Origin of the sequence: Pseudoroseomonas ludipueritiae, from assembly GCF_014490445.1 — a bacterium.
In the GTDB taxonomy this organism is placed as follows: domain Bacteria; phylum Pseudomonadota; class Alphaproteobacteria; order Acetobacterales; family Acetobacteraceae; genus Pseudoroseomonas; species Pseudoroseomonas ludipueritiae.
The window spans coordinates 1-17,516 of record NZ_JACTUZ010000086.1 but is presented as its reverse complement, the minus strand read 5'-3'; the positions used below and the strand labels follow the sequence as shown (position 1 = coordinate 17,516).

General features: G+C 69.5%; 17 protein-coding genes and 1 tRNA gene. 9 read left to right on the top strand and 9 right to left on the bottom strand.

Annotated features, from left to right (window positions below; translation table 11 throughout):
• Nucleotides 1–130: 130 nt before the first annotated feature.
• From proB to rplU, 4 genes are all read right to left on the bottom strand, one after another.
• Nucleotides 131–1,246: a glutamate 5-kinase gene (gene proB, locus IBL25_RS16800; protein WP_187779695.1), complete on the bottom strand. Its 1,116-nt coding sequence runs from the start codon at nucleotides 1,244–1,246 to the stop codon at nucleotides 131–133.
• On the bottom strand, nucleotides 1,243–2,256 hold the full coding sequence (gene obgE, locus IBL25_RS16795; RefSeq protein ID WP_187779694.1) for a GTPase ObgE: 1,014 nt from the start codon (nucleotides 2,254–2,256) through the stop codon (nucleotides 1,243–1,245). Before obgE ends, proB begins: the two co-directional genes overlap by 4 nt.
• Nucleotides 2,257–2,352: 96 nt before the next feature.
• Nucleotides 2,353–2,622 (bottom strand): 50S ribosomal protein L27, encoded by a 270-nt coding sequence (rpmA, locus tag IBL25_RS16790; protein WP_187779693.1) that lies wholly within the window; start codon nucleotides 2,620–2,622, stop codon nucleotides 2,353–2,355.
• A 26-nt stretch (nucleotides 2,623–2,648) separates the two neighbouring features.
• A complete protein-coding gene (gene rplU / locus IBL25_RS16785; protein WP_187779692.1) occupies nucleotides 2,649–2,966 on the bottom strand; it encodes a 50S ribosomal protein L21 in 318 nt (105 codons plus the stop codon).
• A 238-nt stretch (nucleotides 2,967–3,204) separates the two neighbouring features.
• Here rplU and IBL25_RS16780 point away from each other — a divergent pair.
• Both IBL25_RS16780 and IBL25_RS16775 read left to right on the top strand, forming a co-directional pair.
• A tRNA-Ser gene (locus tag IBL25_RS16780) sits at nucleotides 3,205–3,294 on the top strand.
• A 267-nt stretch (nucleotides 3,295–3,561) separates the two neighbouring features.
• Nucleotides 3,562–3,762: a hypothetical protein gene (locus IBL25_RS16775; RefSeq protein WP_194433743.1), complete on the top strand. Its 201-nt coding sequence runs from the start codon at nucleotides 3,562–3,564 to the stop codon at nucleotides 3,760–3,762.
• Nucleotides 3,763–3,886: 124 nt separating this feature from the next.
• On the opposite strand, the gene IBL25_RS16770 is transcribed toward IBL25_RS16775, so the two are convergent.
• A complete protein-coding gene (locus IBL25_RS16770) occupies nucleotides 3,887–4,042 on the bottom strand; it encodes a hypothetical protein (protein ID WP_187779690.1) in 156 nt (51 codons plus the stop codon).
• A gap of 310 nt (nucleotides 4,043–4,352) precedes the next feature.
• Here IBL25_RS16770 and IBL25_RS16765 point away from each other — a divergent pair, with 310 nt between their 5' ends.
• A complete protein-coding gene (locus IBL25_RS16765; protein ID WP_187779689.1) occupies nucleotides 4,353–4,523 on the top strand; it encodes a hypothetical protein in 171 nt (56 codons plus the stop codon).
• 39 nt (nucleotides 4,524–4,562) lie between these two features.
• On the opposite strand, the gene galE is transcribed toward IBL25_RS16765, so the two are convergent.
• Nucleotides 4,563–5,576 (bottom strand): UDP-glucose 4-epimerase GalE, encoded by a 1,014-nt coding sequence (gene galE, locus IBL25_RS16760; protein WP_187779688.1) that lies wholly within the window; start codon nucleotides 5,574–5,576, stop codon nucleotides 4,563–4,565.
• A 417-nt stretch (nucleotides 5,577–5,993) separates the two neighbouring features.
• On the opposite strand from galE, the gene IBL25_RS16755 reads away from it, so the two are divergent.
• Nucleotides 5,994–7,145 (top strand): glycosyltransferase family 4 protein, encoded by a 1,152-nt coding sequence (locus tag IBL25_RS16755; protein ID WP_187779687.1) that lies wholly within the window; start codon nucleotides 5,994–5,996, stop codon nucleotides 7,143–7,145.
• Nucleotides 7,146–7,154: 9 nt separating this feature from the next.
• Here the strand turns inward: IBL25_RS16755 and IBL25_RS16750 are convergent, their stop codons facing one another.
• The gene (locus tag IBL25_RS16750) at nucleotides 7,155–9,182 is read right to left on the bottom strand and encodes a DUF6212 domain-containing protein (protein ID WP_187779686.1); all 2,028 of its coding nucleotides are present in this window, start codon (nucleotides 9,180–9,182) and stop codon (nucleotides 7,155–7,157) included.
• Nucleotides 9,179–11,785 (bottom strand): glycosyltransferase, encoded by a 2,607-nt coding sequence (locus IBL25_RS16745; RefSeq protein ID WP_187779685.1) that lies wholly within the window; start codon nucleotides 11,783–11,785, stop codon nucleotides 9,179–9,181. The genes IBL25_RS16750 and IBL25_RS16745 overlap by 4 nt, the downstream gene beginning before the upstream one ends.
• Before the next feature lie 515 nt (nucleotides 11,786–12,300).
• Here IBL25_RS16745 and kdsA point away from each other — a divergent pair.
• From kdsA to IBL25_RS16730, 3 genes are read left to right on the top strand one after another with little or no spacing between them, the layout of a single operon-like run.
• Nucleotides 12,301–13,161: a 3-deoxy-8-phosphooctulonate synthase gene (gene kdsA, locus IBL25_RS16740; RefSeq protein WP_187779684.1), complete on the top strand. Its 861-nt coding sequence runs from the start codon at nucleotides 12,301–12,303 to the stop codon at nucleotides 13,159–13,161.
• Nucleotides 13,158–13,901: a 3-deoxy-manno-octulosonate cytidylyltransferase gene (locus IBL25_RS16735; RefSeq protein ID WP_187779683.1), complete on the top strand. Its 744-nt coding sequence runs from the start codon at nucleotides 13,158–13,160 to the stop codon at nucleotides 13,899–13,901. Before kdsA ends, IBL25_RS16735 begins: the two co-directional genes overlap by 4 nt.
• Nucleotides 13,902–13,947: 46 nt before the next feature.
• Complete coding sequence (locus tag IBL25_RS16730; protein WP_187779682.1) at nucleotides 13,948–14,949, top strand: KpsF/GutQ family sugar-phosphate isomerase; 1,002 nt, start codon at nucleotides 13,948–13,950, stop codon at nucleotides 14,947–14,949.
• A 4-nt stretch (nucleotides 14,950–14,953) separates the two neighbouring features.
• Here the strand turns inward: IBL25_RS16730 and IBL25_RS16725 are convergent, their stop codons facing one another.
• Nucleotides 14,954–15,412 carry a hypothetical protein gene (locus IBL25_RS16725; protein WP_187779681.1) on the bottom strand — a complete coding sequence of 153 codons (459 nt, stop codon included), beginning with the start codon at nucleotides 15,410–15,412 and terminating at the stop codon, nucleotides 14,954–14,956.
• Between the two features lie 51 nt (nucleotides 15,413–15,463).
• On the opposite strand from IBL25_RS16725, the gene IBL25_RS16720 reads away from it, so the two are divergent.
• On the top strand, nucleotides 15,464–15,925 hold the full coding sequence (locus IBL25_RS16720) for a hypothetical protein (protein ID WP_187779680.1): 462 nt from the start codon (nucleotides 15,464–15,466) through the stop codon (nucleotides 15,923–15,925).
• A gap of 13 nt (nucleotides 15,926–15,938) precedes the next feature.
• Nucleotides 15,939–17,516 (top strand): glycosyltransferase (locus IBL25_RS16715; protein ID WP_187779679.1); only part of this gene is annotated, 1,578 nt, incomplete at its 3' end.

Genomic DNA, 17,516 nt, shown 5'->3' with positions numbered 1-17,516 from the left:
CTTCGCCGGTCGCCCGGCGCGCGCGAGCTGGCCGGCGGCCGCGCGGGCGGCGCGGGCGGCGTCTTCAAGCTGGCGGGCGATGGGATCGGCGAGGGCGTTCACGGCCGTTCTTCCTGTTCCAGGGAGTGGATTACAGCAGCACCAGGTCGTCACGGTGGACGATCTCGTCCCGCCCGCGCCAGCCCAATATGGTCTCGATCTCTTCCGAGCGCCGGCCGGCGATCTGCCGCGCGGCCTCCGAATCATAGGCCGAAAGGCCACGGGCCAGTTCGTGCCCGCTGTCGTCCTGCACGGCGACAGGGTCGCCACGGCCGAAGGCGCCTTCCACCGCGCGCACACCGGCCGGCAGCAGCGAGGAGCCGCCGCGCAGCGCCCCGGCCGCGCCGGCATCCACCCGCAGCACGCCCAACGGCGCGAGGGAGCCCGCGATCCAGCGCTTGCGGGCCGAGCGGCCCTCGGGCGTCGGCAGGAACCAGGTGCAGCGGGCGCCATCGCGCAGCGCCTGCAGCGGGTTGTTGGGCTGGCCCAGGGCAATGGCCATGGCGGTGCCGGCGCCGGTGGCGATACGCGCCGCGATCAGCTTGGTGCGCATGCCGCCGGAGGAATAGCCGGGCGGCGGCTCGCCCCCCATGGCCATGATCTCATCCGTCAGGCGCTCGATCACCGGCAGGTGCTGGGCCTCGGGGTCACGGCGCGGGTCGGCGGTATAGAGGCCGTCGATATCCGAGAGCAGCACCAGCACATCCGCCTGGATCATCTCGGCGACGCGGGCGGCGAGGCGGTCGTTGTCGCCAAAGCGGATCTCGGCCGTGGCGACGGTGTCATTCTCGTTGATGACGGGCACGCAGCCGAGGTCCAGCAGCGTGCCGAGCGTCGCACGGGCATTGAGGTAGCGGCGGCGGTCCTCGCTGTCCTGCAGCGTCAGCAGCAGCTGCGCGGCATTGAGGTTATGCGCCGCCAGCGCCACCTGCCACGCGCCGGCCAGCCGGATCTGCCCCACCGCCGCCGCTGCCTGCTTTTCTTCCAGCCGCAGCTTGCGCCGGGTCAGGCCCAGCGACTGGCGGGCCAGGGAAATGGCGCCGGAGGAGACCACCACCACCTCGGCCCCGCCTGCCCGCAGGGCGGCGATATCGGTGGCGACGGAGGCGAGCCAAGCCTCGCGCGGGGAGGCCGTCTCCGGGTCCACCACCAGGGCGGACCCGATCTTCACCACGATGCGGCGCGCGGTGGAGAGGGAGGGGATCATGCCTCCGTCGCCTCCTCACGGGCGCGATAGATGGTATCGGCCAGCAGGCGCAGCGTCTCGGGCACGCCCTCGCCGGTGACGCCGCTGATCAGGCGCACGGGGCGGCCGGTGGCGCGCTCCAGCGCCTTCACGCGGCTGGCGCGGGCCTGGGGCGTCATGGCATCGGTCTTGTTCAGGGCCAGGATCTCGGGCTTTTCGGCCAGGCCGCCGCCATATTCCTCCAGCTCCGCCCGCACGGTCTCATAGGCCCGCACGGGGTCGGCCTGGCTGCCGTCGATCAGGTGCAGCAGCACCGCGCAGCGCTCCACATGGCCCAGGAAGCGGGTGCCGAGCCCGGCGCCTTCCGCCGCGCCCTCGATCAGGCCGGGGATATCGGCCAGCACGAATTCCTCGGTGGCATTCAGCCGCACGACGCCAAGTTGCGGGTTCAGCGTGGTAAAGGGGTAATCCGCGATCTTGGGCCGGGCGGCGCTGGCGGCGGCCAGGAAGGTGGACTTTCCGGCATTGGGCAGCCCGACCAGCCCGGCATCGGCGATCAGCTTCAGCCGCAGCCAGATCCAGCGCTCCTCGCCCGGCCAGCCCTTGTCGGCACGGCGGGGGGCACGGTTGGTGCTGGTCTTGAAATGCGCATTGCCGTGGCCGCCATCGCCGCCACGGCAGATGGTGGCGCGCTGGCCCACCTTCGTGAGGTCGGCCAGCACCGTCTCCTTGTCCTCGGCCAGGATCACGGTGCCGACGGGGACCTTCAGCACCACGTCGTCCGAGCCCGCGCCGGTGCGGTCGGAGCCCGCGCCGTTGCCGCCCTTGCGGGACTTGAAGTGCTGGGCATAGCGGTAGTCGATCAGCGTGTTCAGGCCTTCCACGGCCTCCACGATGATGTCGCCGCCCTTGCCGCCATTGCCGCCGTCCGGACCGCCGTATTCGATGAAACGTTCCCGCCGGAAGGCGACGACGCCGTCGCCGCCGTCGCCGGCCTTCACCCAGATCTTGGCTTCGTCAAGGAACTTCATGGTCTGAGCTGGTCCGGAAGAAGATGGCTGAACGCAAAAACGGGGGCCTCGCGGCCCCCGTTTCAGCAGTCGTGTCGGGTCGTCGCGGGCGCGAGTTTACTCGGCGGCCTGCGGCAGCGGCTCGACGGAGACATGGACGCGGCCCTCGGCGCGGCGGGTGAACTTCACCTTGCCCTCGATGGCGGCGTGGATGGAGTGGGTGCGGCCGACGAGCACGTTGTTGCCCGGGACCATCTTCGTGCCGCGCTGCGTCACGATGATGTTGCCGGCGAGCACATGCTCACCGCCGAACTTCTTGACGCCGAGGCGCTTGCCAGCGGAGTCGCGACCGTTGCGGGAGGAACCGCCAGCCTTTTTGTGAGCCATGAGGAGTGTCTCCTGCTAAAGCCGGTTCAGGCCGCGTTGATGGCCGAGATGCGCAGCACGGTCTGGTGCTGGCGGTGGCCGTTCTTGCGGCGGCTGTTCTGCCGGCGGCGCTTCTTGAAGATGATGACCTTGTCGCCGCGGGTCTGGTCGACCACCGTGGCGGTCACGGTCGCGCCGGCGATGGTGGGCGCACCCACGGTCAGGCCGGCCTCGCCGCCGATGGCCAGCACGTCCTGGAAGGTCACGGTCGCGCCGGCTTCGGCATCGAGCTTCTCAACGGTGAGGACCGCGTCCTGCGTGACACGGTACTGCTTGCCGCCGGTGCGGATCACTGCGTAGGTCATGGTTCGCCCTGAAGCTCTAGCCTGTCCTGGCCTGGGAAGAAAAATGGTTCTGAACGGCCGGACAACGGCCGCCGGCGAAACAAGGTCCCGCCGGAGAGGTGGGGCGTATAACGCTGGGGAGGCCGGAGAGTCAACGCCAGGGTGGAGGATTCCTGCGCTGTCTTGTCGCGCGGCCTGTTGCGCGATCCGCCGCCGCCCCCTATACCGCCCGCCACTTGCTCGACCAAGCACCCCCTGCGGAGAGGTGGCAGAGTGGTCGATCGCGTCGGTCTCGAAAACCGAAGTACTCGCAAGGGTACCGTGGGTTCGAATCCCACCCTCTCCGCCATTCCCTCAGCACGACGCTGCCTTGATCCGGCTTGGCCGCATGCGGCCCGCGGTTCCGTCGGCCGCCTCCGCTGGCCTGCGCCGGCAAAGGCCTGCCGAAGCATCTCGGAGCGGGCGCGGACTGGAACCGCATTGGCTTGGCCTGCGCATGGCCAGTTCAGATCACATCCCTGGAATGCTGCGCTTTGCTCAAGGCAAGAGCGGCAGGAACCATTTATGTTCGGGATGGTAATGAATTCGCAATCTGGAGGTCACGCTGATGTCGAGCTTGGTGGCTGCCATCCAGCATTTGCTCAGCCCGCTCTGGACCCTGATGGGTGAGAGAACCTGGACCTGCGTCATCGCCCTGGCCCTGCTGGCGGTTGTTGTGACGCTTCTGGGCTTCCCGGTCCCTGCAGCCTTCATGGCGGCAGTGGCGGCAATCCTCCTGATGTGGAAGGCGGAGCATCCGTCCACACATCGCAGCTGAGGCTGGAGAGGGGGCATCGCGGTCAAGGACCGGCATATGTGGATGTGCCGCCGGAGCAGTCGTGTGCCGCGGATGGCAGTATCCGCCCCGGGTGGCATTCCGGCCCTGGACCCTCTCGCCCGCCTCAGCCGGCCACGGCGCGGATCGCGTAGCCCACTGCCACCCAGAACCCCACAGAGATGACCAGGGCGGCCAGGATGCCCGTGGCGGCGGAAAGATCGGAACGGGGACGAGGGGCGGGTGCCTCGCTGGTGAGATTCACGGATGCGGCGTGAGCCATGGTGGCGCCTCCTGCTGACGTGTCTCAGCATGGCGAACAAAACCTAATGCATCGTGAAGAAGGGGCGGCTTTCTTCCACGCGCCTGCTCCCCTTCAGCGCTTCACCTCATGGGAAGGGTGAGCCGATTGGCTGCCGGTGGCGTCGATGGCAAAATTGTGGCGGTCTCGCTGCAACCCACAACCAGCCGTTGCATTGAGAAATTGGTGCCATTGCCAACAAAGTCAGTGGCGCCGGAAGACTGAACCATTACGCTACACAGACAACGGCGGTCGCCAAGGAACACGCCGGAATAATGGGGGAGGAACAAGAATGGACAACAATGAGCGTGAGCTGCCCATGGTCGCTGGTGCGGACGTGTTTTGCGAAATTCCCCGCATCATGCCGGCCTGGGACCCCAACCTGATCTGGGATGAAGGCGGCTGGCCTGTCGGCTGCGTTGAGCGGACAGATGTCCGCCTGCCGGAGAAAGCAGCGCCCTGAATTTGGCGCCGCGCTCTCCGGCCGAGCGGGGGAGCGCGGTCAGGCCGCCTGGGGCTTCGCAGCCGGGCTGCTGAAGCCCTGGGGATGCGCCGCCCGCCACGCCCAGGCGGTGCGGATGATGTCTTCCAGCGATTCATGCCGGGGCTGCCAACCGGTCTCTTCCCGCAGCAGGCGGTTGGAGGCCACCAGCACCGCCGGGTCGCCGGGGCGGCGCGGGCCTTCGCGATGTGGCACCTTACGGCCGCTCACCCGCTGCACCGTGTCGATCACCTCGCGCACCGAATAGCCATTGCCATTGCCGACATTGTAGCGAACGCTCGGCCGCTGCTTCAGCACGTCCAGCACTCGCAGATGCGCATCCGCCAGGTCGGTGACATGCACATAGTCGCGGATGCAGGTGCCGTCGGGCGTGTCGTAATCCGTGCCGAAGACCGTCAGCTCCGGCCCCAGGCCTAACGCTGCGTTGATGGCCAGCGGGATGAGGTGAGTTTCGGGATTATGATCCTCGCCCAGCCGCCCCAGCGGGTCGGCGCCGGCAGCGTTGAAATAGCGCAGGCTGGCCGTGCGCAGGCCATAGACCCGCTCCGCCCATTTCAGCCCGGTCTCCGCCATCAGCTTGGATTCCCCGTAAGCCGAGACGGGCGCGATATCCGCGTTCTCGTCGATCGGGATGTATTTCGGGAAACCGAAGAGCGCCGCGGTGGAGGAGAGCACGAAGCGCATGCAGCCGGCCTTGACCGCGGCTTCCGCCAGCCAGAGCGTGTTGGAAAGGTTCTCGGCCATGTAGCGCATCGGCTCGCGCATGCTTTCGCCAACCAGGGAAAGCGCGGCGAAGTGAAGCACGCCGTCGAACTTGTAGCTGGCGAAGACCTCGTCTACCCGCTTACGGTTCGCGAGGTCCGCGACAACGAGTTCGACCCCGGGGGGCACGGCCTCCCGGTGGCCCTGACGCAGGTCGTCCAGCACGACAACCTCCTCGCCACGCTCACGCAGTGCGAGGACGGTATGGCTTCCAACGTAACCGGCACCTCCGGTGACCAGAAATCGTGACATACGGGTGCTCCTGGGGAGATTTGTCGGGATGATCTCATACTTCCCCGCAATATGCATCCCTTTTGGCGAATTATGCTGGCGAAGAAGTGGGCGTTCAGGCTGTTTCTGTCAGTGGAACATTTGAAGAAGCATGTTGTCTCGGTTCATGAGACAGTGTCGAGCAAGAACATCTTCCGGAATTTTGGCCAAATTTTGACCTGACCTGAGGGATGATCTAGAAAATTCCCGATCGGGCGGGGGTGTTGATTTTGTGTCATCATGGTGATGGTTCTGTTATTCAGAAGAACTTTCCCAAGTTGCAGATAGCAACTGGCTTGTCTTTGTTTGTATGATTTTTGCATAATGCGTAAAATCATTAACTACCGTGCAAATTCCAGGCCGGCTTCGTCTCGGCCAGATGCTAGATATGAGGCTGCCATGAGGTTCTTGCAGGTCCAGCGTATCCTGCTGGTATTGCCTTCTGAGGATGTGGGGGGGACGGAGCTGCACACCGCCGGCCTGGCCCATGCCCTGCAACAGAATGGCATGGAAGCCATTCTGGCCTGCGATCCTGCCGTGTCGGGCCGCCTGCAGCCCTTCTTTCCGGATCTGAAGTTCCACGAGGCCTCGGTCAGCTGGGCTGCCCGGAACGGCGCCGCGGCGGCGCGGGAAGCGCAGGCGGCCGAGGTCGCGTCACTGCTGGAAACCACGCGGCCGGATGCGGTGGTGCTGGCGCTGCCCTGGCCCAATTTCGGCCTCGGGGCGCTGCAGGCGGTGGCCAGGGCAGGGCTGCCGCTGATGGTGGTCTCGCATCTCGCGCCGGCCTCCGGCTGGCTGAGCGGCATCGATGACATGCCCTGGCCGCTGACCCAGGCGGGCCTGGTCTGGATCGCGGTCTCCGAACCCGTCGCCCGGCGCACCGAGCAGCTTTTCGACATGCCGCCGGGCATGCTGCGCGTCATCCCCAATGGCGTGGACGTGCCAAGGGCGCCGTCACCGGCCGAGGAAGCGCAGGCCCGCGCCGCCTTGCGCGCCGAGCTGGGCGTAGCGCCGGAGACGCCGGTGGCGCTCTTCGCCGGCCGCCTGGAGGAAGCGAAGGGCGCGGACCGGCTGCCGGAAATCGCGGCGGCCTTCCAGGTGGCCTGCGGCGGCGTGGTGGCCTGCGCCGGCCGGGGCTCCTGGCGACGGCAGCTTTCGACGCTGGCGAAGGGGCCGCTGCATGTGCTCGGCTACCGTCAGGACGTGGACCGGCTGCTGCTGGGCAGTGATGCGCTGCTGCTGCCCTCCCGCATCGAGGGCCTGCCGCTGATCTATCTGGAAGCCGCCGCGCGCCGCCGGCCGGTGGTGGCCAGCCGCGCCGCGCTGGCCTGCTTCGGCCCATTGGCGGATGAGCGTGCCCTGGTGGTGGCGGATGACGACCTGCCCGGCTTCGCCCAGGCGCTGGAGCAGGCGGTGCAGCCCATGCAGGTGCAGGCAGTCGTGGAGGAAGCCTTCCAGCAGGCCGTCACGCATGACCGCGCGGCCATGCATGAGGCTTACATCAGCGCCTTGCGCGGCCTCTGCGCCTTGCGCGCGCCCAGCCTGGCCTGAGGCCGCGCCTCAGGGCGCGACCGGGCGCAGCTCCGCCGCCTTTTCCGCCGGCTTCGGCTCGTCCTGCTGCTTGGGCAGCAGGCGGCGGCGCCCGGCCTCGGCCACCTGCTCGGCCGCGGCCAGCCAGGCGGACTTGCGCAGGGCGGCTTCCGGCTGCTGCGCCACGCTGGCAGCCACCAGGGGCGGCAGGAGGTCCAGCAGCGCGGTGACAAGCTGCCCGTCCCGCGACATCCGCCGCGCCGCCAGCCGGGCCATGTCTCCTGCCCCGAAGTCGAAGAAGGGGCCGTGCAGGTCGGTCTGGCTGCCCGGCCAGGTCTCGAAGACCTCGGGCCAACCCCGGGTCTGGCGGATCTCGATGCTGGCGCCGCGCTTCTCGTCGGTGTTGAGCCGGAAGCGCAGTTCGCGCCAGCGATAGGACCCACTGGACAGGCCCTGCACCATGACGTCGAGCGACTGCTGCCGCATGTCGCCATACTGCCCGCCCAGCACCACGCGCTCGAAGCGCGGCGCCGCCTCCAGCGTCACGGCTTCCACGGCGGCGGGCAGGGCAGGGCCGGCTTCCTCCGCCTTGTCCCCGCTGCGCAGGGCCGAGATGGAGCGCAGTTCGATGGCGCAGGGCATCTCCGTCTGCGGCTGCAGCGTGGAAACACCCACCACCACCTGCACCGCCTGCTCCAGCGTCACCGGCAGGCGCAGCGTGATGACGCAGCGGCCGTCCTGGTCGAAGTCCCGCCAGCCGGAGGCGCGGGTGCCCGGGCGGTTCAGCACCGGGTCGGCCGGGTTTTCCAGCTGCGCCGGGTCGCGCAGCCAGATGGCGGCCCGCGCCTGCGCCGCCGTGCCGGCCAGCAGCCGCAGCTCCACCCGCGCCACATCCAGGCCGGCGGCGTGGAAGGCGGGCGGCGCCAGCAGGGTGGTGGTATTCTCTTCCAGCACCGCGATGGGGCGCGGCGTCTCGCGGCCCAGGCCGACGGCGCGCGCATGGCCCTCCAGCACCGCCGTATCGGACCACGAGGCCTCCGGCAGCAGATAGGGCAGGCCGGCTTCCGGCAGGCTGATGCCGCTGTCGTCCCAGCACCAGTGACGCGCCAGCACGAAGCGGCTGGCGGTCTGGGCGGTCCAGATCCGCAGCGCCAGGGCGCGGTCTTTCTGCTCGGCCGAGCCTTCCAGCACCTCCAGCACGCCTTCGTGGCCGCTGGTCAGGTCCTCCAGGGAGAGGGAAAGCTGGTCCTGTTCACCCAGCTCGGCCTCGAACTCAATCAGCGCCGTCTCGCGCAGCGCGGGCGCGGGGCTGGGCAGGTCCAGCGTGACCCAGCCCGGCTCCAGCGCCTGGCCCGGCAGCAGCCAGCTGCCCAGCACCCGGCCGCTTTCGGCCGCTACCAGCCGCACCCGCAGCAGCGCCTGCGGCCCGCAGGCGGCGGTGGCGAGATGAAAGGCCAGGGCGGCGATCTCCCGCACCGGAAGGCCAGGACGCTGGCGCAGCCGCATGTGCCGCCCGGCAGGCTGGGCCGCCAGCGGGGCGGGGCGGGTGGAGAGCACCGCGTGCAGGGCTACCGGCGGGCGATTGCCCAGGGTGCGCAGCACCGACCCCATGGCGATGCGCGTTTCCTCATAGTCCATGCGGGTGGCGGCCAGCGCCCGGTGCGCCTCGCCAAGCCGGGCCTGCGTGTCGTTCAGGCTGCGCAGCAGCAGCTTGGTGACCGGCGCCAGCGCCGCCGCGGCATCCTTGGCCTCGACAACCTGGGCAGAAACATCGGAGACATTCCGCACCCAGGCGGCGATCGGCTTCGCCGCGCCGGCATCGGGGGCGACGATCGCCAGCAGGCCCGGCATGGCGAGGGTCAGCGGTATCAGTCCGGCCTGCGGCGCCTTGGCTCCCCGGTGCAGCAGAGTGCCTTCGGGGCTGGCGCTCGCATGCCAGACCGTCAGGCCCTCCAGTTGCAGGGCCGCGGCACCGGCCACGCCATCCAGCACGATCAGCGACGGTGCGCCGCCCAGCGCCTGCTGCAGCTCAGTGCGCGCGATCAGCACCGACGTCATGCCTTCTCCTCCAAGAGAGTTTCCAAATAGTGCAGGAAGCTGCCCATGTTGCCCGCCCAGGTCGTGGCGCTGACACGATCCGCCGCCGTCTGGGCGACCGCGTTCAGTTCCCTGCGGTTGGCGGCGAGCCGGTCGAGGATCTGGACAAAGGTATCGACGATCTCGCGCTCGGAGGCGCTGGAGGAGACCAGGAAGCCATCCTCGCCATCCTCGATGATCTCCGCCACGGCCCCGACATCGGTGGCGATCACGGTGCAGCCCATGCGCTGCGCTTCCAGGATGGTCAGCGGCACGCCCTCGAAGCGGGAAGGCAGCACCACCACGTCCGCCCATGCATAGAGCCGGTCCAGCTCATGCGGATGCATCACCGCCGGCTCGGGCGCGATGCCCGCCGCGGCCAGGTCGGCCGCCGCGTCGCCCACCACGGCCTTGCCCACCACGCGCCAGTCGACGGAGTGGCCCTGGGTGCGCAGGATCATCTGCGCCAGCCGGTCGATACCCTTCTGCTCGTCCAGCCGGCCCAGGAAGAGGGCCCGCAGCGGCCCCTGCCGCCGGGGGCGCTGCGCCATGGCGCGGCGCTGGCGGGTCTCGTGGGTGGGGTAGGAGGGGGCGTTGCGGATGATGTGCAGCTTCTCCCGCGGCACCGCCTGGCCGGCGCACCAGTCCCGAAGCTGGCGGGAGATCACCAGGAAGCCATCATAGGCGTGCTCGTAGGCGAGGCCGATATGCGGGTTGCCCATGGGCTGGCCGAGCTGGCTGCGCTCCACCAGATGCAGGCCGAGAAAGGTCTTCACGCCCTGCCGCCGCAGGCCGGCCACCAGCCCGTGCCCCGCCATGGAATGGGTGTTCAGCACCGCCGCCATGGTGCAGAGCAGGCCGATGGCATCCTGGTTCTGCTGGTTGAAGGCCGAGGTGCCGCTGCCCAGGTGCAGGTTGTTCCAGTCCGCCGCTTCCTCGCCCCGCCCGGTGAGGAAGTTGACGCTGTGGAAGATGTCGCGCTGCTCCTCGGTGAGCTGCGCGGTCTGGGCGGCGGTGATGAAGAGATGCGGCCGCCAGCCTGCGTCCTTCAGCACCCTTGCATAGTTCAGCACCACCTTCTCGACGCCGCCGAAGGCGCAGAGCGGCAGGATGAAGCCGATGTCCCGCCGGTCGTCCGGCGCCACGAAGGGCATCACGGTGCCGAGGTTGCTCAGCAGCATGTAGCTTTCGGTGGCACTGGTGCGGTAGCGCCGCGCATCCTCGCGCCATTCGGTCGGCCGGGGGGCGCGCTGCTGCAGCTTGGCGCGCCAGCGGGCGAGCATATCCAGCATCATGCCGGAGACATGCCGCTCCGGCAGCGGCGGCACCTGGCCGGCCGAGGCGGGCAGGGTGACGCGGATCATCCCCAGCTTCGGGTGCGGCTGCTCGGACTCGATGGAGCCGAACCAGCTGGCGGAGGGATCGCTGGCCACATTGCGCAGCAGCTGGCTGTTGCCCAGCACCATGGGCGCGGCCACCACATCGCGCCCGGTGACCGTGCGGTTGAAGAGCGGTTCCAGCCCGAGGTGCTCGCCCTCGCTCACCACCGTCTCGATCACCACCACATGGTATTCGGCCAGCATCAGCTGGGCCATCCAGAAGAGGCCCGGCAGGAGCTTGGCCTGCTCCAGCAGCTGCAGCACCGGGGTGGTGGTGAAGCAGCAATAGCCGGGGAAATGCTGCGCCTTCGGCTGCTGCGTGCAGGTGACGAACATCTCGTCACAGGCTTCGGGCGAAAGCTCGCGGCCCTGGCCAGGGCGCGGGTCCACCGCCAGGCGGACATCCTCGTCTAGGCCGGTGAAGATGGCGAAACGCGGCACCTCGCGCTGCTCCAGCGCCAGCAGGGCCGAAGGGCGCAGCTCCTTCGCGTGCTTCTTGCGCATATAGGCCAGGATGCTGTCCCGCACGCGCTCGGAGCCGGTGAGCATGCTTTCCGCGCGGCGGCGGTACTGGAAGCCGGATTGCGGCACGTGGCGGCCGATGAAGCCGTGTCGGGCGCAGTTCAGCCAGAATTCCCAGTCCTCGAAGCCCTGGCGCATGGCTTCGTCGAAGCGCAGGCCGAGTTCGAAGACGGAGCGGCGGGCGAGGCTGCCGGCCTCGCAGTAATTCTCGACGAGGTGCAGGAAGTGTGAATATTCGCCGCGCACCGTGAAGTTCATCTCGAAGCCGAACATGTCGATGTCCGGATAGGCCCAGCCCACCTCGGGCGGCGAGGAGGCCAGCACGTCCCAGGCGCGCTGGATGAAGTCCGGATGCAAGCGGTTGTCGGCATCCAGGAGGTAGATGGCCTGGCATTCCGGCCAGGCGGCCAGGGCGAAATCGATGCCAGTGTTGCGCGCGGCACTGAGGCCGCCGTTGCGGCGCCGCAGGTAGAAGACGCGGCCGGGATAGCGGCGGGCAAAGGCCATGCCGGCCTCGCGCGTGCCCGGCATCGGGCAGCCGTCATCGACGATCACGGCGCCGATCTTCAGCGTGGTCCGCTGCGTCAGGATGGAATTGAGGGCTTCGGGCAGGAAGCCCGGCTGCTTGAAGACAGGGATGACGACGGCGACATCGCAGTGAAAAGGGCCAGGCTCAGGGTCCATCGCAAGTAGACCCGCCTTTTGCTCAAGATATGGCGCGCTCACCCGAACCTCCGCAAAAATGACCAGCCGGCACGAGCCTGGCTATATATGAGGCGTTCGTTCCACAATTGTTATGTTTTGTGGGAAGCAAGCGACCATCAACATGTCAGGCCGGTCTTACTAGCCTTCCGGCGCACAATGTTGCGCGGCAGATTTCCCGCGCAGGCCAGGCATGTCAAGCTAGACCTTGGGTAGAATCGTACAGGCTGGGCAGTCTGATACCGGCATAACAGCCATTCGCCTCACGAAGTGGTTCATGCTGCCTGCGAAGATGGCAGATGGCGGTTGCCTCATCAGGAACAAGTCCTTACGAAGCCTTCTGCCGCCACGAATTTCCGGGTGGCGCGGCGGCTGGCGGAGGCGCTGGCCATGGCCCCCTGCGCCACGCGGGGCAGGCATCGCTTGCTTGTTGCCATGCCGGAGCCGACATGGCATGCGGCCCCCAATAGCCTGACAGGCGGAGACTTTATCTTTTCATGACGCCCAATCCTGTCGTCGAAATCGGCTCCGTCCGGTTCGGCAACGACCTGCCGATCTCCGTCATCGCCGGCCCCTGCCAGCTGGAAAGCCGCGCGCATGCGCTGGAGATGGCCTCCGCCCTGAAGGAGATCGCCGGGCGGCTGGGGATCGGGCTGGTCTACAAGACCTCCTTCGACAAGGCCAACCGCACCAGCGCCAAGGCGCAGCGGGGCATGGGGCTGGAGAAGTCGCTGCCGATCTTCGCCGAGATCCGCGAGAGCCTGGGCCTGCCGGTGCTGACGGATGTGCATGACGCGCATCAATGCGCGGATGTGGCGCAGGCCGTGGACGTGCTGCAGATCCCCGCCTTCCTGTGCCGCCAGACCGACCTGCTGCTGGCCGCCGCCGCCACCGGGCGGGTGGTGAATGTCAAGAAGGGCCAGTTCCTGGCCCCCTGGGACATGGGCAATGTGGTGGAGAAGATCACCGGCGCCGGCAATCCCAACGTGATGCTGACCGAACGTGGCACCTCCTTCGGCTATAATACGCTGATCTCCGATTTCCGCGGCCTACCGGTCATGGCCCGCACCGGTGCGCCGGTGATCTTCGATGCCACCCATTCCGTGCAGCAGCCCGGCGCCATGGGCGGCAGCAGCGGTGGCCAGCGGGAATTCGTGCCTGTGCTGGCGCGCGCCGCCGTGGCGGTAGGCACCGCCGGCCTCTTCATCGAGACGCATGAGGACCCGGACCACGCGCCGTCCGACGGCCCCAACATGGTGCCGCTGCGGCAGTTCGAGGGCCTGCTGCGGGACCTGATGGCGCTGGACAAGCTGAGCAAGGCGCAGCAGCGCGCGGCGCATCCGGAAGCCGTGGCATGAAGCCCGTTGTCCTGGTGCCGGCGCGGCTGGCCGCCACCCGCCTGCCCAACAAGCCGCTGGCCGACCTGAATGGCGAGCCGATGATCGTGGCCGTCTGGCGCCGCGCGATGGAAGCCGATGTCGCCCCTGTCTGGGTGGCCACCGATACGCCCGCCATCGCCGAGGCGGTGCGGGCCGCCGGCGGCCAGGCGGTGCTGACGGCGCCGGAGCATCCCTCCGGCTCCGACCGCGTCTTCGAGGCGCTGGGCAGGATCGACCCCGATGGCCGCTTCGATGCCGTCATCAACGTGCAGGGCGACCTGCCGACCGTGGAACCCGCCACCATCCGCGCCGCCGCGCGGCCGCTGGAGGATGCGGAGGTCGCCATCGGCACCGCCGTCGCCGCCATCCACCGGGAGGAGGAGCGGGTGGCTTCCAGCGTCGTGAAGATGGTGGGCACGCCGCTGGGCGGCGGCCGCTTCCGCGCGCTGTACTTCACCCGCGCCCAGGCGCCCTGGGGGGAGGGGCCGCTGTATCACCACATCGGCCTCTATGCCTGGCGGCGGGAGGCGCTGGCGCGCTTCGTCAGCCTGCCGCCTTCGCCGCTGGAGCTGCGGGAGAAGCTGGAGCAGCTCCGCGCGCTGGAAGCCGGCATGCGGATCGATGCGCTGGAGGTGGCCGAAGTGCCGCTGGGCGTCGATACCCCCGCCGACCTGGAGCGTGCGCGCGAGATCCTGGCTGGCCGGGGCGCCGCCGCCTGACCCTGGCGGCCGCGTTCCGCCCTTGAACCCTTGCAGGAGTGCCAGCATGGCCTTTGCCGAGAGCCCCCTGGATACCCGCGCCCCTATTATCGCCGCCCGACGCACGGTGGAGCTGGAGATGCAGGGCCTCACCGCCCTGCGCGACGCCCTGGACAATGGCCTTGGCGAGGCTTTCGAGGCCGCGGTGGCCGCCGTCCGCAAGGTGCGGGCGCAGAACGGGCGGCTGATCGTCACCGGCATGGGCAAGTCGGGGCATGTGGGGCGCAAGATCGCGGCCACGCTGGCCTCCACCGGCACGCCTGCCTATTTCGTCCATCCTGGCGAGGCCAGCCACGGCGACCTCGGCATGATCCGGGACGAGGATGCGGTGCTGGCGCTTTCCTGGTCCGGGGAGGCGCCGGAGCTTTCGGATATCATCGCCTTCTGCAAGCGCTTCGACATCCCGCTGATCGCCATCACCTCCCGCCCCGAGAGCGCGCTGGGCACGGCGGCGGACCTGCCGCTGTTTCTGCCGGCCATGCCGGAGGCCTGCCCCAACGGGCTGGCGCCCACCACCTCCACCACCATGCAGCTCGCCATGGGCGATGCGCTGGCGGTGGCGCTGCTCTCCATGCAGGGCTTCTCCGCGCAGGATTTCCGCCGCTTCCACCCGGGCGGCAAGCTCGGCTCCAAGCTGCGCAAGGCGCGGGACCTGATGCATACGGGCGCCGCCATCCCGCTGGTCTCCCAGGCCGTGCCGCTGTCCCAGGCCATTGTGGAAATGACCTCGAAGCACTTCGGCGTCACCGGCGTGACGGATGAGGCGGGGCGGCTGGTCGGCGTCATCACCGACGGCGACCTGCGCCGCGCCTTCGCCAGCCGCTTCGAGGACCGCCCGGTCTCCGAGGTGATGACGCGCACGCCGCGCAGCGTCGCCCCTGACATGCTGGCCACCGAGATCCTGGGCGACATGAACGAGGCCGGCATCACCACGCTCTTCGTGGTGGAGGACGGCTGCCCGGTCGGCATCGTGCATATCCACGACCTGCTGCGCTCCGGCGTGGCCTGAGGCGCTAGCCCCCCAGCGCGCGGAGGCTGATGGCGGAAAGCGCCAGCGACAGCGGGCGGTCGTCGGTGCCGCCGCGCTGGCGCGGGCTTTCGGCGCGGATGCTGTCAATATCGAGCCGCAGCGTGCCGAGATGCGCCATGGGCCCCGCCGAGAGGCGGGCGGAGAGGGTGGTGCGGCCATCGGCGCCCTGCCGCAGCAGGGTCGGCACCCAGGGGCCGCCATCCAGCGACAGGCGCACCTCCTCCAGCACCTCGGGCAGGAAGGCGGAATGCACCTGCAGCATCACCTCCACCCGGCGCCCTAGGGGCGGCAGGAAGACCGTGGCAATGGGGCGCGGCCCGATCCAGCGGAAGGGAATGCCGTCTTCCGAGACCTCGGCCGGGTAGAAGCCGGCCTGGACAAGATCGGCATCGCAGATCAGGGTCTCGCGGCCGGGGCCTGGCCCCTTCGGTTCTGTCTCCACGCCTCGCTGCGCTCCTGTCGGCCGGCGCCATTCTAGAAGGGGCAACCCGCCATGGAAACGCCGCCGCCCTCCTTCGCGGAACTGGGCCTGCGCCTGCGGATCGACCTGCTGCGCACCCTGGCCGCCCCCGCCCGCGCCTGGATCAATGCCCCGCCGCTGGAGATGCCCGGCCGCCCGCCGCGCCTGCCCGCCACCACGCCGGAGCGCGACACGCCCTGGGAAGGGCGCGGCCCGCGCGAATGGCGCGTCTATACCCGCCGGCAGCAGGACCCGCGGATGCCCTTCCTGCTGCGTGCCGTGCTGCCGGATTCACGGCCCTACGACCGGCTGATCGACGGCGCCTTCGAGGTCTTCCTCAACCGCCTGCCGGACCCCGCCGGGCGGGCCGATTACACCGATGCGCTGGACCGTGGCGCGCTGGATGCCGGGGTGGTGCTGCGCGCCATCGCCAATTCGCCCGAGGCCCGGACGCGGCAGGAGGAGGTGCGGCTGCTCTCCGCCCCCGTGCCTTGAGAGGGTGCCGCGCATGAGCCCCTTGCCCGGCCTGCTGCTGCTGGCGGCGCCCGAGGACGACCTCCGCCCGCTGGTGGAGGCGCTCTCCCGCGACTGGTCCGTCACCACCTGCATTCCGCGCGCGCTGTGGCGCTATGCCGGCGCCGATGCCGCCCTGGCGGAGCTGCGCCGGCAGGCGCGGGGGGCGGCGCTGGTGCTGCATCTTTCCGCCGATGGCGCGGCCGCCCTGGCCGGGCTGGAAGGGCTGGTGGAGGTCTATGCCCCCGCCGACCTCGCCCTCTGCCATCTCTCCCCCGCCGAGCGGACCGACCCCGAGGCCTGGGAAGCCCTGTGGCGGCGGGAGCGCGACCTCGCCCGCCGCGCCCGGCTGCTGGTGGTGCCGGCGGAGGAGGTGGGGCGTAAGCTGCGACTGCTCTATGGCGTGCCGGCGGAACGGCTGCGGGAAGTGCCCCGCGCAGCCCTGCCGCGCCTGCTGGCGGCGCTGCCCCCGCCCGCACCGGCCGAGGGCACGCCGCCGGGCTTCACCCTGGCCCTGAACGACTACCCGGTGATCGAGAAGCATACCGGCGGCGCCGTGCGCGTGCGGCACGGGCTGGCGGCGCTGGGGGAGGAGACGGTGCTGCTCTCCCTCGGCAATGTGGGCGCCACGGCCTTTGTGGCGCCAAACGTGTTGCAGGTCTCCGTGCCCAAGGATCGCGGCCAGCGCGCCGTCGAAGCCGACTTGCGCACCCTGGCGGATTCCGGGCTGGAGGACATCGTCTCCGCCATGCATGCGGCCAGCCACCCGACACTGCTGGCGGTGGCGGCGGATCTCTCCCGCCGCGCGCGGGTGGCGGTTTTCGAGCATTGCTACCTGGCGCCGCTGCTGGATGCCATGCATGCCGCCGCCCCCGGCCTGCCGGTGGTCTATGACGCCCATAATGTCGAGGCACGGCTGAAGCGCGAGATCCTGGCCGGCCATCCCGCCGAGGCACCCCTCTGCGGCTTCGTGGAGGAAGTGGAGCGCCGCTTGCTGGCCGCCGCCGATCTGGTGCTCTGTTGCAGCGAGGCCGATGCCGCGCATTTCGGCCCCGCCGCCCGGCAGGTGGTGCTGATGCCGCATGGCGTCATCCTGGCCGAGCCCGCCGCGCCGGTGGCGGGGGAAGCGCCGCGCCTGGGCTTCCTCGGCTCCTCCCATCCGCCCAATGTTGCCGCTGCCCGCTTCATTGTTGAGGAACTGGCGCCCCGGCTGCCGGAGGCGGTGTTCGAGCTGGTGGGCAGCGTCTGCGCCGCCGTGTCCTCCAACCTGCCTAATGTGCTGCTGCGCGGCGTGGTGTCGGAGGAGGAGAAGGCCGCCACGCTGGGCCGCTGGTCCGTGGCGCTGAACCCGGTGGAAAGCGGCAGCGGCGCCAGCCTGAAGCTGGCGGATTACCTCGCCCATGGCCTGCCCACGGTGAATACCCCGCATGCCGCGCGCGGCTTCGCGGCGGTGGCGGCGGGTGCCGGGCTGGTGCTGCCACTGGAAGGCTTCGCGCCGGAACTCTCGCGCCTGCTGCGGCAGCCGGGGGCGCTGCGCGACCTCGCCGCCCGCGCGCGGGAAGCGGCGGAGGCC

Bases quoted from the DNA above. Each gene is read 5' to 3' on its own strand.
- proB (WP_187779695.1), bottom strand. From the start codon at position 1,246: ATGATCCCCTCCCTCTCCACCGCGCGCCGCATCGTGGTGAAGATCGGG.
- IBL25_RS16770 (WP_187779690.1), bottom strand. From the start codon at position 4,042: ATGGCTCACGCCGCATCCGTGAATCTCACCAGCGAGGCACCCGCCCCT.
- IBL25_RS16735 (WP_187779683.1), top strand. From the start codon at position 13,158: ATGAAGCCCGTTGTCCTGGTGCCGGCGCGGCTGGCCGCCACCCGCCTG.
- obgE (WP_187779694.1), bottom strand. From the start codon at position 2,256: ATGAAGTTCCTTGACGAAGCCAAGATCTGGGTGAAGGCCGGCGACGGC.
- rpmA (WP_187779693.1), bottom strand. From the start codon at position 2,622: ATGGCTCACAAAAAGGCTGGCGGTTCCTCCCGCAACGGTCGCGACTCC.
- IBL25_RS16755 (WP_187779687.1), top strand. From the start codon at position 5,994: ATGAGGTTCTTGCAGGTCCAGCGTATCCTGCTGGTATTGCCTTCTGAG.
- IBL25_RS16750 (WP_187779686.1), bottom strand. From the start codon at position 9,182: ATGACGTCGGTGCTGATCGCGCGCACTGAGCTGCAGCAGGCGCTGGGC.
- IBL25_RS16730 (WP_187779682.1), top strand. From the start codon at position 13,948: ATGGCCTTTGCCGAGAGCCCCCTGGATACCCGCGCCCCTATTATCGCC.
- galE (WP_187779688.1), bottom strand. From the start codon at position 5,576: ATGTCACGATTTCTGGTCACCGGAGGTGCCGGTTACGTTGGAAGCCAT.
- IBL25_RS16745 (WP_187779685.1), bottom strand. From the start codon at position 11,785: ATGGACCCTGAGCCTGGCCCTTTTCACTGCGATGTCGCCGTCGTCATC.
- IBL25_RS16720 (WP_187779680.1), top strand. From the start codon at position 15,464: ATGGAAACGCCGCCGCCCTCCTTCGCGGAACTGGGCCTGCGCCTGCGG.
- IBL25_RS16765 (WP_187779689.1), top strand. From the start codon at position 4,353: ATGGACAACAATGAGCGTGAGCTGCCCATGGTCGCTGGTGCGGACGTG.
- rplU (WP_187779692.1), bottom strand. From the start codon at position 2,966: ATGACCTACGCAGTGATCCGCACCGGCGGCAAGCAGTACCGTGTCACG.
- kdsA (WP_187779684.1), top strand. From the start codon at position 12,301: ATGACGCCCAATCCTGTCGTCGAAATCGGCTCCGTCCGGTTCGGCAAC.